Source organism: Streptomyces sp. NPDC001348, assembly GCF_053597535.1.
The window spans coordinates 117,736-133,832 of sequence record NZ_JBSFIK010000008.1 but is presented as its reverse complement, the minus strand read 5'-3'; the positions used below and the strand labels follow the sequence as shown (position 1 = coordinate 133,832).

Genomic DNA, 16,097 nt, shown 5'->3' with positions numbered 1-16,097 from the left:
GCATGTCGGCACGGCCCCGCGCCGGCCCCGTCAGCCCTTGCTCACCGCCGTCAGGATCTCGGGCAGGCGGGCCGCCGTCCGTGGCGCCGCCAGGTGCAGGCCCGCCCAGGTGATCCCCGTGCCGTACACCGCTCCCAGGGGGAGCAGCAGCCAGGTCCGGGCTTCGCCGTCCGCGCTGACGTTCAGCCAGATCGTCAGGCCGATGACGGGCGCGCACAGCAGGGCCGCGCCGACCATGCCGCCGAAGATCGAGATCCAGGCGAGGCCCGCCTGGCCGGGGGCCACGTTCTTGTAGCCCTCCTGCGGGATGGAGTACGGGAAGCGGGCCGAGGTCCACGCGCCGGTCGCCAGCATCGCCCCGAGCAGGGCGAAGGACAGGCCGAGCGCCTCGGGCAGCCGGGGCCAGTCGTCCAGGACCGCCGTGGTCAGCACGGTGACGAGGGTGGCGTACGGCAGGGTGATCGCCAGCAGTGCCAGGGCCCGCCCGCGCAGTTCCACGTAGGCGTCCCTGGGCGCGGAGATGGTCAGCGCCACCATCCAGAAGGCGGAGGTGTCCTGGCCGAACTGGTTGTACATCTGGATGCCGAGCATCCCGGCGGCGAAGCACGCGAAGTAGATCGACCCGGTGCCCTGCGCCGCGTTGAACACCGGCAGGATCAGTCCGATGGCGAGCGAGGTCACCCAGGCGGCCTTGGTCTTCGGGTCGCGCCAGACGTAGCGCAGACTGCGTTCCATGACCGTGCTGGTACGCCCGCCGGGCAGCAGGCGCCGCAACCCGCCGGCCGGCCGCTGCGCACGGGGCCGGGCGTCGGCGGTCTGCAGGGTCGATCCGTCGGGCGAGACCATCAGCCGGGTCAGACTGCGGGACCAGCCCGCGAGCAGCAGCACCACTGCCCCGGCGCTCAGCAGCAGTTGGACGACCGCCGTGCCGTACGCCCCCTCGCTCACCGCCCGCACCGCGCCCACCGCCGACGCCGGCGGCAGCCAGCGCAGTACGTCGGCCACCGGGGCGAGCTGCCCCAGCCCGGCCGAACCCAGTTGCTGCGCACCGAAGTTGACCAGCTGTGAGCCGACCGCGATGACCAGCCCGCTGAGCACGGCCAGGTCGCGGCCCCTGCGGCTGGTCAGCAGGCGGACGTTGGCGGCGGCGACGGCCCGCGCCAGCGCCACGCACACCAGCAGCGCGAGGGCCACGGCGACGACGGCGACCCCGTAGGCGGCCGGTCCCTCGGCCACCGACAGCGCGCAGCCGGCCAGCACGAGCAGCGTGAACAGCGGCCCGATACCGACCAGGGAGGCGGCCAGCAGGGCCCGCACCAGCGGGCGCGGCCGCAGCGGGAGCAGCACCAGCCGGGTCGGGTCCAGGGTCTCGTCGCCGCTGGGGAAGAACAGCGGCATGACCGCCCAGCCCAGGGCCAGTACCGCGGTGCCCAGCACGGCCACGGCGTCGGCGTGCGCATGGCCGCGCAGCGTGAGCAGACCGAGCAGCTGCAGCGCGCCGAACAGGAGGGCGACCACGGCCGAGGCGACGAACGCGGACCGCCGGCCACCGGACTGCCGGAGCCCGCCGCGCAGCAGGGACAGCTTCAGCCGTACGACGGTGGAGGTGACGCCGGTCATCGGGCGCCGCCCAGCCAGTCCAGGCCGGACCCGGCGTCCCGCCCCCGCGCGCCGACCAGCTCGAGGAACGCCTGCTGGAGGGTGGGGTGTTCGCCGCGCACCTCGGCGAGCGGGCCGTGCGCCCGGATGCGGCCCGCGGCCATGACGGCGACCCAGTCGCACAGCGACTCGACGAGTTCCATGACGTGGGAGGAGAAGACGACGGTGGCGCCGGAGGCGGTGTAGCGCTCCAGCACGCCGCGGATGGTCTGTGCGGACACCGGGTCGACGCCCTCGAACGGCTCGTCGAGGAAGAGCACTTCGGGGTTGTGGAGGAGAGCCGCCGCGAGACCTATCTTCTTGCGCATGCCCGTCGAGTAGTCGACGACGAGTTTGTGCCGCGCTCCCGCGAGGTCGAGCACGTCCAGCAGCTGGTCCGCCCGCCGGTCCACCTCGGCGCCGGGCAGTCCCCGCAACCGGCCCGCGTAGCCGAGCAGTTCGGACCCCGACAGCCGCTCGAACAGCCGTAGCCCCTCGGGCAGCACTCCGATCCGCGCCTTGACGGCCACCGGGTCCCGCCACACGTCGTGCCCCACGACCTCGACGGACCCCTCGTCGGGCCGCAGCAGCCCGGTCACCATGGACAGCGTCGTGGTCTTCCCGGCCCCGTTCGGCCCGACCAGCCCGATGAACCTGCCGGCGGGCAGGTCCAGATCGACCCCGCCCACCGCGACCTGCTGCCCGAACCGCTTCCACAGCCCCCGTGTACGGACGGCAACCGCACCTGCATCTGCACCTGCATCCTCGGTCATGCCAGAACCCTACGGGGGAACGGATCAGCGGTCGCGTCCGCAGGCGTAGGCGAGGGAGGAGACCAGCTCCTCCGCGTCGGGCAGCCACCGGTTGGCCGCGGTGGGCCGGCACGCCCACTGGACCGCCCCGCGGGAGCCGAAGCGGGTCGGGGGCGCGGCGACGTAGCCGCCCTCGCCGAACGCCACCAGGTTCAGCGAGCCCGGCGACCAGCCGAGCCCCCGCACCAGTTCCGGGATCTTCACCGTGGCCCCCGGCAGCACGAAGAAGTGCATCCGCCGGTCCGGGGCGAGGGTCACCGGCCCGAGGGTCAGCTCCATCCGCTCCATCCGGGCGAGGGCCAGGAAGCCCGCGGTCTCCGGGACGGACAGCGTGTCGAACGTCCGCCCGGTCGGCAGCAGGATCGACGCCGTCGGCTGCTTCTGCCACATCCGGCGGGCGACGGTCGCGCTCCCGGTCGCCTGCGCCACCCAGTCCGGCCGAGCCGGATGCGCCCCCGGCGCAGGGCACGCGGCGTCTCCGCAGGAGCAGCGCTGCACCCCGTCGACGGCTTCCAGCCAGGTGCCCGCGACCACTTCCCAGTGGCGCTCCTCGACATAGCGGACGGCGGTCTCCACCAGCGATTCCCCGCGCTGCTGCGGGATCTGACCGGCACTCTGGACGGTTTCGGTACGCGCGATCGTCTCTTCCACGCCCCACTCAACTCCCGCACCCACCCGTGGTTACGGGCGGGCCCCGTCCTCGGACCCGACTTCGCGCGCGGGGGAGGGGCACCGGTTCCCCGGCCGGGGCGCACGGGTGCATGTGCGGGGGCGCGTGGTAGGGGCAGGGGGCCCGGCTGGGTAGCCAGGGGTGGGGTCGGCAACCGGTCCTACCCCGGCAATCCTCTTATGCCTGGCATTTTCGGTATGTCCGCTGGGCATTGATCTTCCCGGCCGGAACTTTTCGCTTCGCCAGGGGGTATCCATGGCCGCCAGGCCGCTTGTCGCGCGGCAGCCGAACGAACGGTTGCAGGCGCTCATCCAGGAGGCGGGGTGCTCGAACGCCGGGCTCGCCCGCCGGGTCAACATGTGCGGCGCCGAGCACGGTCTCGACCTGCGGTACGACAAAACGTCCGTGGCCCGCTGGCTCCGCGGACAGCAGCCACGCGGACGCGCACCGGCGATCATCGCCGAGGCCATCGGACGCAAGCTCGGCCGTACGGTCACGATCGACGAGATCGGCATGGCCAACGGCAAGAACCTCGCCTCGGGCGTGGGTCTCCAGTTCTCGCCGACGGTGCTGGGGGCCATCGAGCAGGTCTGCGAGCTGTGGCGCAGTGACGTGGGCCGCCGGGACTTCCTGTCCGGATCCTCGGTCGCCGCGTCCGCGCTGGTCGAGCCCAGCCGCGACTGGCTGATCTCGGCGCCGGACGCACAGGTGGCGCGCTCGGCCGGGCCGCGGGTGGGACAGTCCGACGTGGCCGCGGTGAGCGCGATGACCCAGGCGCTGACCGACCTCGACCACCAGTACGGCAGCGGGCACGTGCGCCCGGTGGTCGTGCACTACCTCAACAGCGTCGTCTCCGGGCTGCTCGCCGGCTCCTACCGGGAGGCCGTCGGCCGCGACCTGTTCGCCGCGGTCGCCCGGCTGACCGAGCTCGCCGGGTACATGGCCGTGGACACCGGGCAGCCGGGGCTCGCCCAGCGCTACTACATCCAGTCCCTGCGGCTGGCGCAGGCGGCGGGCGACCGCGGTTACGGCGGCTACGTCCTCGCGGCCTCCATGAGCCATCTCGCCGCGCAGCTCGGCAATCCCCGGGAGATCGCCCAGTTGGCACGGGCGGCGCAGGAGGGGGCGCGTGGTCGCGTGACCCCGCGCGCGGAGGCCATGTTCCATGCGGCGGAGGCGCGCGGGCACGCCCTGCTGGGCGACGTGCGCGCCGCCCAGGTGGCGACCGGGCGGGCGGTGGCGGCCATGGACCGGGCCGACTCCGACTCCGGGGACGACCCGCCGTGGATCGCGCACTTCGACGAGGCCTACCTCGCCGACGAACTGGCGCACTGTCACCGCGACCTGGGGCAGGCGGAGGCGGCGGCCCGGTGCGCGGAGGAGTCCCTCGCCGGGCATCCCGAGACCCGGGCGCGCCGACGGGCGATCGGCTACGTGCTGCTCGCCACGGCCCAGGTGCAGCAGCGGGAGATCGAACAGGCCTGCGGCACCGGCATGAAGGCGGTCGAGCTGCTGGAGACGCTCCGCTCCAACCGTGGCGCCGAGTACCTGGAGGACTTCCAGCAGCGTCTGGAGCCGTACCGGGAGGAGGCGGTGGTGCGGGAGTTCGGGGCACGGCTGGAGTTGCAGCAGGCGGCGTGAACGGAAGCCCCGCGGGCGCGTGAACGGACGGTGAACGGTCCGGTGGCGTGCGGGCGCGGTGTGAACGGCGCACCGCGGGGCGGTTTTGTTACGGCTGTCACAGGGCAGGAGGTCACGTCTTTGGCTGCGTGGCACCAGGCTCGGGGTACCCGGTAGCGTGAGCCGACGTTTTCGAAGGTCCCCCGATCGTAGGAGTCCCGGTGACGCAGAGTGGACAGGGCGATGAGCCCTCGGCGCGGCCCGCGCGCGAAGGCATCGTGCTGCCCTCCGACGGTGGCGAGCCGCTGCTGCCGGGCATGACGGGCGGGCCCGTCTCCCAGCCCGTGCCGCCCGTGACCCAGCCCCAGGCCGGCCCGTCGAGCGGCCAGGCGTGGGACCGGCAGTGGGGCCCGGAGCACCAGCAGGCGCCCCAGCAGGGCCAGGCCTGGCCCGAGGCGCCCGCCCAGCAGGCCCAGCAGTGGTCGGCGCCGGAGCAGCCCGGCGCCTGGAACGGCCAGACCCCGGGCGCGGGCCCGCTCCCCCCGGAGGGCGCCCCGGCGCCCGCGTACGGGGGGCAGGCACCGGACGACCTGGGGTACGGCTACGGCGGCCCGGGCGCACAGAACCCGGCGTACGGTTCCGCCGCCCCCGCGTCCCAGCCGTCGTACGGCCAGGGCGGCCCGGGAGGGCAGGGCGCCCCGATGCCCCCCGCCGACGCCGCCGCCACCCAGTACCTGCCGCCGGTCCCCCCGGCCGCCCCCGCCGACGAGGGCGCCACCCAGTACCTGCCGCCGGTCGCCGCCGGGTCCGCGCCGGCCGACGAGGGCGCGACGCAGTACATACCCCCGGTGACCTCGGGGGCGCTGCCGCCCGAGTCGGGAGACGAGCAGACCCGGTACCTGGGCCGGCCGGTACAGCCGCAGCCCGCCGCGGCGCACCCGGACGCCGAAGCCACGCAGTACATCCCGCCGTACACCGGCGCCCCCGGCGGGGACCGGCAGCCGCCCGCCGAGTTCGACAACCTCTTCCGCGGCGGTCCGGGCGGCGAGGGGCCGGCCGGTGCCACGCAGCAGATGCCGCGTTTCCAGGAGCCGCCGGGCGCCCACCCCGGACAGCCGCAGCCCGCGTACGCCCCGCCGCAGGACACGGGCGGCGGCCGGGGAGGCCGTACCCGGTCGCGGGTGCCGCTGATCGCGGCCGTCGGCGTCGGCATCGCCGTCCTCGGGATCGGCGCCGGTGCCCTGCTCGGTGGCGGCGGTGGCGGCGGCGGTGGCGGCGACCACAACAAGACCGTCGCCGCGTCGGCGCCCGCCACCGACGGCTCGAAGTCCGCCGCCGACCCGGCCCGGCAGCAGGCCGTCGCCCTGGACAAGCTGCTCGCCGACAGCGGCAACAGCCGTTCCTCGGTGATCAACGCGGTGGGCGACGTGCGGGCCTGCAACAACCTGGACGGGGCCGCCTCGGACCTGCGCGACGCGGCCAGGCAGCGGAGCGGCCTGGTCACCAGCCTGTCCAAGCTGCCCGTCGACAAGCTGCCGAACCACGCCGAGCTGACCAGCGCGCTCACCAAGGCATGGCAGGCCTCCGCGTCGGCCGACAGCCACTACGCGGCGTGGGCGGACCAGGTCTCCGGCAGGAAGGGCTGCAAGAAGGGCCAGGCCCGCAGCACCGGCCAGACCCTGGCGGGCAACCGCGCCAGCGGCACCGCCAGCACGCAGAAGGTCAAGGCCGCCGCGCTGTGGAACGCGATCGCGAAGAGGTACGGCCTCACCCAGCGCCAGCCCACCCAGCTCTGAACCGAGAGGGCCGGCCTCAGGGCCGCTCAGCCGATGTCGGCCCGCTCCAGCGTGCTCGTCACGTTCACGGCGTCAGTGGCGGCCGGGACCAGCCGGCCGTCCTTGACGAGCTGGAGGGTCACGTCGGTGTTGACCAGCCGGGTGAGGCCGATGGCGGCGAGCGTGGAGTTGCGGGGCCACTGGAGGGTGGGGGTGAGGCCGCCCGTGCCGACCTTGAGCCCGTCGTCGAGGGTGCGCCGCACGGTGTCCGCGGTGACCTCGCCGCGGCCGATCCGCTCCAGGACGGCCTTCAGGACGGTGTAGGCGATCCAGGTGGTCTGCACTCCGGCGTCCGCGGGGTCGATGCGGTTGTCGCCGAAGGCCTCCTGGTTGATCACCCTCTTCATCCGGTCCCAGCGCTGGTCGGAGGCGACCGGGTACCAGCCGGTGATGTACGCCCCCTCGTACGGCCCCGACGCGCCGCCCGTCGCGTTGATCGTCGTCTGGTCGACGCTGCCCATGACGGTGGCGGTGCGCACCCTCGGATAGTCCTCGCGGGTCCGCCGGAAGGAGTCCATGAAGGTGTCGTTGCGGTCCCCTAGCGCCGGCACCACGCAGCCCTGCTTCGACGGGTCGGCGGTCGCCGCCTTCAGGGCCCGGTCCGACATGGTGTCGTACTCGGTGGCGTCCTCGGCCGCGAGCAGGTCGTCCGCCTTCCCGTGGCCGCCGGCCTTCAGGCCCGCGTCGAGCACGGTCGGCAGTTCGTCACCGGCGATGCTGTCGGGCCGGACCAGGGCGATGTGCCCGCAGTTCCCGGCGAGCGCCTTGCCGAGGCCGGCCAGCAGCGTGGGCTGGCCGCCGTTGACCGGGTAGGAGTAGGCGCGGGTGAGCTCCTCGTTCGTCACGCCGTAGCCGCCGATGTAGGGGATGCCGGCGCCCTCCAGCGGGGCGAAGTAGGAGTCGCCGAACTGGCTGTAGGAGCCGACGACCGCCACCACGTCCTCCTCGGCCGCGCGCCGGGCGCACCGTGCCGCGTTGACGGGGTCGTTGTGGTCGTTGCAGGTCAGGACTTCGAGCTTGCGGCCGTCGATGCCGCCGCGGGAGTTGATCCAGCGGGCGTAGGCGCGGGCCATGGCGGGCATGCCCGGCTTGTTGGTGGCGTCGGTCCCGTCCGGCGCCCACGTCATCACCTTGATCGGGTCGTTACCGGAGCCCCCCGTGGTCCCCGGGACGACCCCGCACCCGGCGGTGAGCGACGCACAGGCGGCGAGTGCGCCCGCGGACAGCGCGGTCGCCCTGACGGACCGAGGGAGGAAGTTTAAGGGGGTACTTCGGGTGCGTCGCCTACCGGTCATGTCCCCGCACGATTCCCCCACACGGCTAACCCGGAAGTGACCTCCGGTCAACGGATGGTGACGCAGAGGTGAATTACGGGGGCCTGTGAGGCTTCTGGTGCGGGGAACGTACGATCGATGGCTGTGCAAGGTTCGGAGAACTCTTCCCGTCGCGGCCGTCGCTCGTCCACCATGGGCGGTATGCCCCTGAACGACATGCCGTGGTGGCGCTGGCGCAGCAACGTGCGCTCGGCGCTGCACATGCTCTCCGATCCGGTGTTCCAGCGGGACGTCTGGCTGGCGGGTGTCGACGGGTACGGTGACGTCACCGACGCCGTGTACCGGCTGGTCGAGGACACCTGGCTGGACAACTGGTCGGCCGAGAAGTACGTCGGGACGATCTTCCGGGACTCGCAGGAGGCGGCGCTGGTCGACACGGCCGTGCTGCGCGTGCTGCGGATCATGCACCAGGTGGGGCCGGACGCACCGGTGGCCGCCTACCTCGACCACCACGGCTGGCCGGAGGCGGTGCGGGCGGCGCGGGACGCGCACGTCCGGATGGCGACGAGCGACGGCGAGGAACCGGACACCCCGCCCCGCACCCTGGAAGTCCTGCGGATCATGACCAGGACCGCCTAGGGTCCGCCCGGCGGATCGGGCCCCGCCGGGTCCGGTGGGCGGACGGCGCCCCCGGGGGGACGGGACGGTGTGGGAACCTGTGGGGCATGAACGAGCAGTCCAGCCGAGCCGCGGCCGCCCCCGCCGACCAGTACGTCCTCACCCTCTCCTGCCCGGACAAGCAGGGCATCGTGCACGCCGTGTCGAGCTACCTGTTCATGACCGGCTGCAACATCGAGGACAGCCAGCAGTTCGGCGACCACGACACCGGGCTGTTCTTCATGCGGGTGCACTTCTCGGCGGAGTCCCCGGTCACGGTGGACAAGCTGCGGGCCAGCTTCGCGGCGATCGGCGACTCCTTCCACATGGAGTGGCAGATCAACCGGGCCGACGAGCGGATGCGCATCGTCCTCATGGTCAGCAGGTTCGGGCACTGCCTGAACGACCTGCTCTTCCGTGCGCGGATCGGTGCGCTCCCGGTGGAGATCGCGGCGGTGGTGTCCAACCACACCGACTTCGAGGAGCTGGTGGGGTCCTACAACATCCCCTTCCACCACATTCCGGTGACGAAGGACACCAAGGCGGAGTCCGAGGCGCGGCTGCTGGAGATCGTGCGGGAGCAGAACGTCGAGCTGGTGGTGCTCGCCCGCTACATGCAGGTCCTCTCCGACGACCTGTGCAAGGAACTGAGCGGACGGATCATCAACATCCACCACTCCTTCCTGCCGAGCTTCAAGGGCGCCAAGCCGTACCACCAGGCGCATGCGCGGGGCGTGAAGCTGATCGGGGCGACCGCGCACTACGTCACCGCGGACCTCGACGAGGGCCCGATCATCGAGCAGGAGGTCGAGCGGGTCGGCCACGACGTCACACCGGACCAGCTGGTCGCCATCGGGCGGGACGTGGAGTGCCAGGCGCTGGCGCGCGCCGTCAAGTGGCATGCGGAGCGCAGGATCCTGCTGAACGGGCGACGGACGGTCGTGTTCGCCTAGGGCCTGTCCGGCGGATCAGGTCACAGGGCACGGGCGGTGCCTCATCGGCGCTGGTGAGCGGGGCGAATGGGGGTGCCCCCGCGCGAGCTCGGTTCGAGCGTGGGGGAGCGTCCGGCTGCAAGGCGGAGGAGGGCGTCGACGCGATGGGGGTCCCCCCCCGCTCGAGCGCAGCCGAGAGTGGGGGAGTCGGCAACCGACGACAACGTCGGTGGGGGCACCGCCCGCTCGAGCGGAGCCGAGAGTGGGGGAGGGCGTGCCAAGCCCCGCGTCTGCGGCATGATCCGCCGGACAGGCCCTAGCAGCTCCGGCGGTTCCGTTTCCCAGGCGGTCGCTGAGGCGCGCCCCCAAGGGGCGCGGGGCTGTATCGATGTGCGGCTACCGCCGCGTGGGCGCGACCAGCCACTGACGGCCCGCAGCCGCCCGCGAGCAGTGACCAGCCCCTACATCCGGCTCATCGACGCGGCGGCGAACAGGACCTCCCTGATCGCCTCGCGGTCGCCCACCTGACCCGCAGCCGCCTCAGCCGGAGGCACGTGGCCCGCCGCCAGGCGGCAGAACTCCACGCCGTCCAGGGCGACGTGGGCCACCTCGTGGTCGGCGGAGGCCGGCGCGACGGGGGAGTCCAGCGGGATCAGCCACTCGCCGCCGCCCGAGCCCTCGATCTCCAGGCGCAGGGTGCGGCCCGGTGCGCCGGCGAGGCGCAGGTGCCGGGTGGGGCCGGGGCGGGCCGGCCCCGAGCGGCGCCGGGCCTCCAGCACGGCGGGCAGCATGCGGGCCGCCAGGTCGATCATGCCGTGCAGATGGCCCGGTGCGGGCGGCAGGTACGGGTAGTCGACGGCCTCCGCGATGTCCTCCGCGTGCACCCAGCACTCGAAGGCCCGGTCCAGCATCGAGTCGGCCAGCGGCAGCGTGAAGTCCCCGTAGGGGACGGCGCGTTCAGCGGTGCCGGACCCGGTGAAGGAGACCGTCCGCACCAGGTGGTGGCTCTGCTCGCGCCACGGCGCCCGCACGGCCCGGGTGGGCGGGAACCGCGAGGCCCGCCAGAACGCCTCCGTGCGGGCGGCGGGCCCGGCCGCCTTCCCGGCGTCCGTCCCGGTCAGCGGGTCCTTCAGGCCCAGCGCCACCGCCACCAGTCCGTCGACGGTCAGCAGGTGTGCGATGACGCCGGCGACGGTGGTCCGGCGGCTGGCCGCCGCGTCCCCCGCGAACCACCGCAGCCGCACCGGCGCATGCCACTCCGCGTCCCCGAAGTCCTGCAGCAGCGCGTCCAGTCGCGCGGTCTCGGCGTCGTACGGAGCCGCCCACTCCGGCACCGGGATGCGCGGCGGGCGCCGGTCGAGGCAGCTGCGCAGCACCCGGGCGCGCAGCCCGGGATCCAGGTCGAGGCTCTCGGGCTGGTGCAGCAGACCCACCGCCTCGCGCAGCCGCAGCGCCTCCTCCGCGCACGCGCCGCACTCGCCCAGGTGTGCCTCGACGGCCGCCGTCTCACCGGCCGAGCAGGCGGCCAGCGCCCATGCGCCGAGCAGCGACTTCAGGACGTCGTGCGGCAGGTCCGGCGGTGCGGGCGCGAGGTCCTGCGGATCGGGCAGCGGTACCCCGCTGTCCTCGACGGGAGTGCGGGGCAGCGGTATGCGGGGCGGGCGCTCCGGGTCCGGCCTCGGCGTGTCCCCGCCGCCGGTGCCCGTGCCGTCGTACTCCTCGAAGCCCGTCACACCGCGCCCCCGTATCCGGGCGGTGCTCCGGGCGCCGCCGCGTCGTGTGCGGTGGAGAGCAGTTGCAGGCCGAGGCGGAGCCGGCGGCGGGCCTCGTCCTCGGTGACGCCGAGGTCGGCGGCGGCCTGCCGGTAGTCGCGGCGCTGGACGTAGGCCAGGTCCAGGGCGGCGCGCAGCGGGGCGGGCATGGAGTGGACGATGTAGTCGGCGCGGGCGGCGACCGAGGCGCGGCGCACCCTGCGTTCCAGTTCCTCGGTGTGGTCCTCCGGGGAGTCGTCCCGGCCCCGGGTGAGGGCGGCGGTCTCGGTGGCCCGCAGCCGCTGCACGGCGAGCCGGTGCGTCAGCGCGAAGACCCAGGAGCGCAGGGGGCCCTGCCGGGGGTCGTAGGCGTCGGGGTGTTCCCAGACGTGGGCGAAGACCTCGCGGGTGACGCGGTCGGCGGCGCGTTCGTCCCCGAGGACGCGGTGGGCGAGGCCGTGCACGAGTGAGGCGAACCGGTCGTAGAGCTCGCCGAGCGCGGCCGCCTCTCCGCGTGCGAGCCGCTGCTGCATCCCGCGGTCCCAGCGGGGTGGTGCGTCCTTCCTGGCCATCCGGCTCCCTTCCCTCCTTTGTCCAGCCTCGATCCCGTGTCCAGCCTCGATCCGCGGTGACCTCGAATGTAGTCGGCATGCCGGACGGCGCACGCCCCTTTGTGCCAATGTGCGCTCCCCGACGGCCCGCGGATGGTAGAGGGGCCTCGCTGTGTCTCCTTCACCTCGACCGGGTAACACGGAACGACCATCTTCGATCGAACAGGATCGGAGGTGACCGAAACAAGCCCTTCGGTGATCGGCTGCCGTTTGGTGTGAGGGGTTTCCGGGAACGGCCGCTGGGCAGCGGCGGAAAGAAGCGTAGGAACTGCTTCCGTTTCCAGACAGGTCCAGGCGGACCCGGGCGGTTCCGGGAGATCCGGCGAGCGGAGGGCATGGCCGTGGCATTCAAGGTGACCGGCGTGGAACGGGGCCAGTGGTCCGTGCTCGGGGTGTCGGGCGAACTCGACCTGATGACCTCCCCGGTGCTGCGCCAGCACGTGCACGACGCGGTGGCCGAGGGACACCACAGTCTCGTCCTCGACCTCTCGGAGGTCTTCTTCTGCGACTCCAGCGGCGTCGGCGTGCTGATCGCGGCACGCCGTCTGATCCGCTCCTGCCAGGGACGGCTGCGGCTGATCCTCCCGGCCCAGGGCGCGGTCGACGGCTCCCACGTCAACCGGGTCCTCGGCGCGCTCGGCGTACGGCGCCTGTTCGACGTCTACCCGGACGTCGCGGCAGCGGTGGACGACGAGCCCATGTCGGCCTGAGCACGACCCGCCCGGTCCCCGCGGCGGTCGAGCAGCGCCCCCGTCCCGCACGCGACGTGACCGGCATTGCCCCGACTTATCGTGACTGTGCCACATTGTTGTCCCGAAATCAGCCCAGTCCTGGTGCAAGCTTCACTTTCGTGTGCTCCGACCCCCCACGGCGTCGTACGCTCCCTGCCGGACGTACCCCCACGTGAGTAAGGCGGCACGAAAGACATGGTCAGCACCGAGTACGAGCGCAGGATCGCCGCCCGGTTCGCCACCTTCGACCAGGACGGCAGCGGATACATCGACGGGCTGGACTTCAGCGGCGCGGCCAAGGCGCTGCTCGCCGAGTTCGGTGTGGCGGCCCGCTCCGGCAAGGGACAGGCCCTGTACGCCGGTGCGGAGGCGTTCTGGCAGGGCATGGCGGGGATCGCGGACCGGGACGGCGACCAGCGCATCACGCGCGAGGAGTTCGTCACCGGGGCGGTCAAGCGGCTGCGCGACAACCCGGAGCGGTTCGCGGAGATCGCCCGGCCCTTCCTGCACGCCGCCCTGGACGTGGCGGACACCGACGGGGACGGCGCGGCCACCGTCACGGACACCGCGCGCGTGCTGCGGGCCTTCGGCGTCCCGGAGGACGTCGCCCAGGCGGTGGCCGGCGGACTCGACACCGACGGCGACGGCAAGGTGGGCGAGGCGGAGATCGTCCCGGCCTTCGCCCGCTACTTCACCGTCCCCGAATAGCGCTCGCGCAGCTTGTACTTGAGCACCTTCCGCAGGGTGTCGCCCCGCGGAAGGGCGTCCACCACCTCGAGCTGCTCCGGCAGTTTGTGCACCGACAGCCCTTCCGCGCGCAGGTACGAGGTGACGGCGGCCAGCGTCAGCTCCCCGGCCCCCGGCGGCTGTGCCGCCCGCTCGACCACCGCGCACACCCGCTCCCCGCGTTCGGCGTCCGGCAGCCCGATCACGGCCACGTCGCCCACCGCCGGGTGCCGGTGCAGCAGGTCCTCGATCTCCTTCGCCGAGATGTTCTCGCCCTTGCGGATGATCACGTCCTTGCGGCGCCCGGTGAGTACGAGGTGCCCGGTTTCGGTCAGATGCCCGAGGTCGCCGGTGCGCAGGAACCCTTCCTCGTCGAAGGCCTCGGCGGTCTGCGCCGGATCCAGGTAGCCCTGGCAGACGGCCTCCCCGCGCAGTCGCACCTCCCCGTCGACGATCCGTATCTCCATCTCCGCCGGCGGCCGCCCCTCGGTGGTCGCCAGGTTCTCGGCGGTGTCGTCCGGCGAGCCCATCGTGATCATCGGTACCTCGGTCATGCCGTAACCGTGGGTGAGCTGCACGCCCATCTCGCGGGTCACCGAGTGATAGAGGTCCGGCGGCTTGGGCGCCCCGCCGCCCGCGAGGAGCCGTAGCGTGGGGATCACCTTCGTCCCCGGCTGCCTGCGCTGCTCGGCCAGGAACATCGAGTAGAACGCCGTCGAGCCGCCGGCCACCGTCACCCCGTGCCTGCGGTAGCCCTCCAGCGCGTCCGGCAGCGCGAACTGCTCGAACATCACCGCCGGAAAGCCGTACAGCAGCAGCATCACCGTGTAGTCGGGGCCGGCGATGTGCGCGTACGGGAAGGCCATCGAGCCCACGTCGTCCGCCGTGAGGCGCAGCGCGTGCGCCAGGCACGAACCGCCGGCGATCAGCGAACGGTCGGTGTGCAGCACGCCCTTGGGGTCGGAGGTGGTCCCCGAGGTCCAGTAGATCCAGCGTACGGAGGTGCCCTCGGCGGGCGGGGCGGGGAGTACCGCCGGATCGCCGTCGGGCAGGTCGTCGTACGCCTCGAAGACCCCCTTCGCGCCGAGCCGCCGCGCCATCCCCGTGTGGTCGTACCCCCGCCAGGTCCCCGGTACCGCGAAGAACTCCGCCTCGGACGCCCGCAGCACGAAGGCGACCTCACGGTCCCGGTAGAAGGGGATCACCGGCGACTGCACGGCCCCGAGCCGGGCCAGGGCGAAGGACAGCAGGGCCGTCTCGATCCGGGTGGGCAACTGCCAGGCGACCACCGTGCCGGGGCGTACCCCCATGCCGTACAGGCCGGCCGCCACCCGCTCGGCGCCCTCGCGCAGCTCGCCGAAGGTCAGGGAGCGGTGGTCCGGCCCGTCGCCCCGGAGCAGGACCGGCCGGTCGGGGGTGAGGTCGGCGCGGCGGGCGACCAGCTCCCAGAGGGTGCGGGAGGCGCCGAGGGCGTGGGCGGTGTCGGTCACGGTGTACCCCCATTGGCTGACGGTTCGTCAGATCGTGGGCAGAGCGTAGGGCGGTGCGCCTTGTCGGTCCAGGGGTGCGGGGCTAGCCTGCTGGACCGACGGAGAATCTGACGAACCATCAGATACATCGGACGAACGGCCAGGCGGAGGGGACCATGACCGAACTGCCCCGCATCATCAGCGTCGACGACCACGTGATCGAGCCCGCGCACCTCTTCGAGACCTGGCTGCCGGCCAAGTACCGCGACCGCGGTCCCAAGCCGCTCACCGCGGGGATCGGTGAACTCGCCTACGTCGGCGGCAAGTACCAGATCACGATGGACCCCGACGGCCCGCCCACCGACTGGTGGATCTACGAGGACCTCAAGTTCCCGTACAAGCGCAACATCGCCGCCGTCGGCTTCGACCGGGACGACATGACCCTGGAGGGCATCACCCGGGACGAGATGCGACGCGGCTGCTGGGACCCCAAGGCCAGGCTGGCGGACATGGACCTCAACCACGTCGAGGGCAGCCTCTGCTTCCCGACCTTCCCGCGCTTCTGCGGGCAGACCTTCGCCGAGGCGCACGACAAGGAGGTCGCCCTGGCCTGTGTGCGCGCCTACAACGACTGGATGGTGGAGGAGTGGTGCGGGGACAGCGGCGGACGGCTGATCCCGCTGTGCCTGATCCCGCTGTGGGACGTGCAACTCGCCGTCGAGGAGATCCGGCGCAACGCCGAGCGCGGGGTGCGGGCGGTCACCTTCTCCGAGATCCCCACCCATCTGGGTCTGCCCTCCATCCACTCCGGCTACTGGGACCCGTTCTTCGCGGCCTGCCAGGAGACCGGGACGGTCGTCAACATGCACATCGGCAGCAGCTCGCAGATGCCCGCCGCCTCCCCGGACGCGCCCCCCGCCGTGCAGGCGTCGCTGTCCTTCAACAACGCGATGGCCTCGATGATGGACTTCCTCTTCAGCGGGGTCCTGGTGAGGTTCCCGCGGCTCCGACTCGCCTACTCCGAGGGCCAGATGGGCTGGATCCCGTACGCCCTGGAGCGCGCCGACGACGTCTGGGAGGAGCACCGGGCCTGGGGCGGGGTCCGCGGCCTGATCCCCGAGCCGCCGTCGACGTACTACTACCGGCAGATCTTCTGCTGCTTCTTCCGCGACAAGCACGGCGTCGCGTCGCTGGACGTCGTCGGCCGGGACAACGCCACCTTCGAGACCGACTACCCGCACGTCGACTCGACCTTCCCGCACACCAAGGAGGTCGCCCTCGACCATGTGAAGGGCCTCGACGACGAGACGGTCTACAAGCTCATGCGGGGCAACGCGATCCGCATGCTGTCGCTGGACCTCGACAAGTAAC

14 protein-coding genes are annotated in these 16,097 nt (G+C 72.8%); 7 read left to right on the top strand and 7 right to left on the bottom strand.

The genetic code is table 11. From position 1 onward, the window contains the following. Positions 1-30 precede the first annotated feature (30 nt). The 3 genes from ACWC21_RS11235 to ACWC21_RS11225 are packed head-to-tail and all read right to left on the bottom strand — an operon-like array spanning position 31 to position 3,101. Positions 31-1,620 (bottom strand): transporter, encoded by a 1,590-nt coding sequence (locus ACWC21_RS11235; RefSeq protein WP_450880451.1) that lies wholly within the window; start codon positions 1,618-1,620, stop codon positions 31-33. Then, positions 1,617-2,411, bottom strand: a complete 795-nt coding sequence (locus ACWC21_RS11230) for an ABC transporter ATP-binding protein (RefSeq protein WP_450880449.1) — start codon at positions 2,409-2,411, stop codon at positions 1,617-1,619. The genes ACWC21_RS11235 and ACWC21_RS11230 overlap by 4 nt, the downstream gene beginning before the upstream one ends. A gap of 24 nt (positions 2,412-2,435) precedes the next feature. Continuing rightward, positions 2,436-3,101: a bifunctional DNA primase/polymerase gene (locus ACWC21_RS11225; RefSeq protein WP_450880447.1), complete on the bottom strand. Its 666-nt coding sequence runs from the start codon at positions 3,099-3,101 to the stop codon at positions 2,436-2,438. A 274-nt stretch (positions 3,102-3,375) separates the two neighbouring features. On the opposite strand from ACWC21_RS11225, the gene ACWC21_RS11220 reads away from it, so the two are divergent. Further along, positions 3,376-4,761: a transcriptional regulator gene (locus tag ACWC21_RS11220; protein WP_450880445.1), complete on the top strand. Its 1,386-nt coding sequence runs from the start codon at positions 3,376-3,378 to the stop codon at positions 4,759-4,761. Positions 4,762-4,961: 200 nt separating this feature from the next. Then, the gene (locus ACWC21_RS11215) at positions 4,962-6,536 is read left to right on the top strand and encodes a hypothetical protein (RefSeq protein ID WP_450880443.1); all 1,575 of its coding nucleotides are present in this window, start codon (positions 4,962-4,964) and stop codon (positions 6,534-6,536) included. A gap of 26 nt (positions 6,537-6,562) precedes the next feature. Here ACWC21_RS11215 and ACWC21_RS11210 read toward each other — a convergent pair whose 3' ends face one another. Further along, on the bottom strand, positions 6,563-7,870 hold the full coding sequence (locus ACWC21_RS11210; protein WP_450880441.1) for an ABC transporter substrate-binding protein: 1,308 nt from the start codon (positions 7,868-7,870) through the stop codon (positions 6,563-6,565). A 117-nt stretch (positions 7,871-7,987) separates the two neighbouring features. Between ACWC21_RS11210 and ACWC21_RS11205 the strand changes: the two genes are divergently transcribed. Continuing rightward, positions 7,988-8,488 (top strand): SCO4402 family protein, encoded by a 501-nt coding sequence (locus ACWC21_RS11205; protein WP_450880439.1) that lies wholly within the window; start codon positions 7,988-7,990, stop codon positions 8,486-8,488. Positions 8,489-8,574: 86 nt separating this feature from the next. Then, positions 8,575-9,459 (top strand): formyltetrahydrofolate deformylase, encoded by an 885-nt coding sequence (gene purU / locus ACWC21_RS11200; RefSeq protein ID WP_450880437.1) that lies wholly within the window; start codon positions 8,575-8,577, stop codon positions 9,457-9,459. A 440-nt stretch (positions 9,460-9,899) separates the two neighbouring features. Here purU and ACWC21_RS11195 read toward each other — a convergent pair whose 3' ends face one another. After that, positions 9,900-11,171 carry a maleylpyruvate isomerase N-terminal domain-containing protein gene (locus ACWC21_RS11195; RefSeq protein WP_450880435.1) on the bottom strand — a complete coding sequence of 424 codons (1,272 nt, stop codon included), beginning with the start codon at positions 11,169-11,171 and terminating at the stop codon, positions 9,900-9,902. Then, complete coding sequence (locus ACWC21_RS11190) at positions 11,168-11,761, bottom strand: sigma-70 family RNA polymerase sigma factor (RefSeq protein ID WP_450880434.1); 594 nt, start codon at positions 11,759-11,761, stop codon at positions 11,168-11,170. Before ACWC21_RS11190 ends, ACWC21_RS11195 begins: the two co-directional genes overlap by 4 nt. A 374-nt stretch (positions 11,762-12,135) precedes the next feature. On the opposite strand from ACWC21_RS11190, the gene ACWC21_RS11185 reads away from it, so the two are divergent. Together ACWC21_RS11185 and ACWC21_RS11180 are read left to right on the top strand one after the other, a co-directional pair. Next, positions 12,136-12,510, top strand: coding sequence for an STAS domain-containing protein (locus ACWC21_RS11185; RefSeq protein WP_450880432.1), 375 nt, complete (start codon positions 12,136-12,138; stop codon positions 12,508-12,510). A 216-nt stretch (positions 12,511-12,726) separates the two neighbouring features. Further along, positions 12,727-13,239: an EF-hand domain-containing protein gene (locus ACWC21_RS11180; protein WP_389154659.1), complete on the top strand. Its 513-nt coding sequence runs from the start codon at positions 12,727-12,729 to the stop codon at positions 13,237-13,239. Here the strand turns inward: ACWC21_RS11180 and ACWC21_RS11175 are convergent. Then, entirely contained in the window at positions 13,218-14,747 is a 1,530-nt protein-coding gene (locus ACWC21_RS11175) for a class I adenylate-forming enzyme family protein (RefSeq protein ID WP_450880429.1), read from the bottom strand. The two genes, ACWC21_RS11180 and ACWC21_RS11175, sit on opposite strands and share 22 nt — an antisense overlap. 155 nt (positions 14,748-14,902) lie before the next feature. On the opposite strand from ACWC21_RS11175, the gene ACWC21_RS11170 reads away from it, so the two are divergent. After that, positions 14,903-16,096 (top strand): amidohydrolase family protein, encoded by a 1,194-nt coding sequence (locus ACWC21_RS11170; protein WP_450880427.1) that lies wholly within the window; start codon positions 14,903-14,905, stop codon positions 16,094-16,096. Position 16,097: the final 1 nt, after the last annotated feature.

Coding starts and splice junctions, on each gene's coding strand:
- ACWC21_RS11235 (WP_450880451.1), bottom strand. CDS start 1,620: ATGACCGGCGTCACCTCCACCGTCGTACGGCTGAAGCTGTCCCTGCTG.
- ACWC21_RS11230 (WP_450880449.1), bottom strand. CDS start 2,411: ATGACCGAGGATGCAGGTGCAGATGCAGGTGCGGTTGCCGTCCGTACA.
- ACWC21_RS11220 (WP_450880445.1), top strand. CDS start 3,376: ATGGCCGCCAGGCCGCTTGTCGCGCGGCAGCCGAACGAACGGTTGCAG.
- ACWC21_RS11210 (WP_450880441.1), bottom strand. CDS start 7,870: ATGACCGGTAGGCGACGCACCCGAAGTACCCCCTTAAACTTCCTCCCT.
- ACWC21_RS11205 (WP_450880439.1), top strand. CDS start 7,988: ATGGCTGTGCAAGGTTCGGAGAACTCTTCCCGTCGCGGCCGTCGCTCG.
- purU (WP_450880437.1), top strand. CDS start 8,575: ATGAACGAGCAGTCCAGCCGAGCCGCGGCCGCCCCCGCCGACCAGTAC.
- ACWC21_RS11190 (WP_450880434.1), bottom strand. CDS start 11,761: ATGGCCAGGAAGGACGCACCACCCCGCTGGGACCGCGGGATGCAGCAG.
- ACWC21_RS11185 (WP_450880432.1), top strand. CDS start 12,136: ATGGCCGTGGCATTCAAGGTGACCGGCGTGGAACGGGGCCAGTGGTCC.
- ACWC21_RS11180 (WP_389154659.1), top strand. CDS start 12,727: ATGGTCAGCACCGAGTACGAGCGCAGGATCGCCGCCCGGTTCGCCACC.
- ACWC21_RS11170 (WP_450880427.1), top strand. CDS start 14,903: ATGACCGAACTGCCCCGCATCATCAGCGTCGACGACCACGTGATCGAG.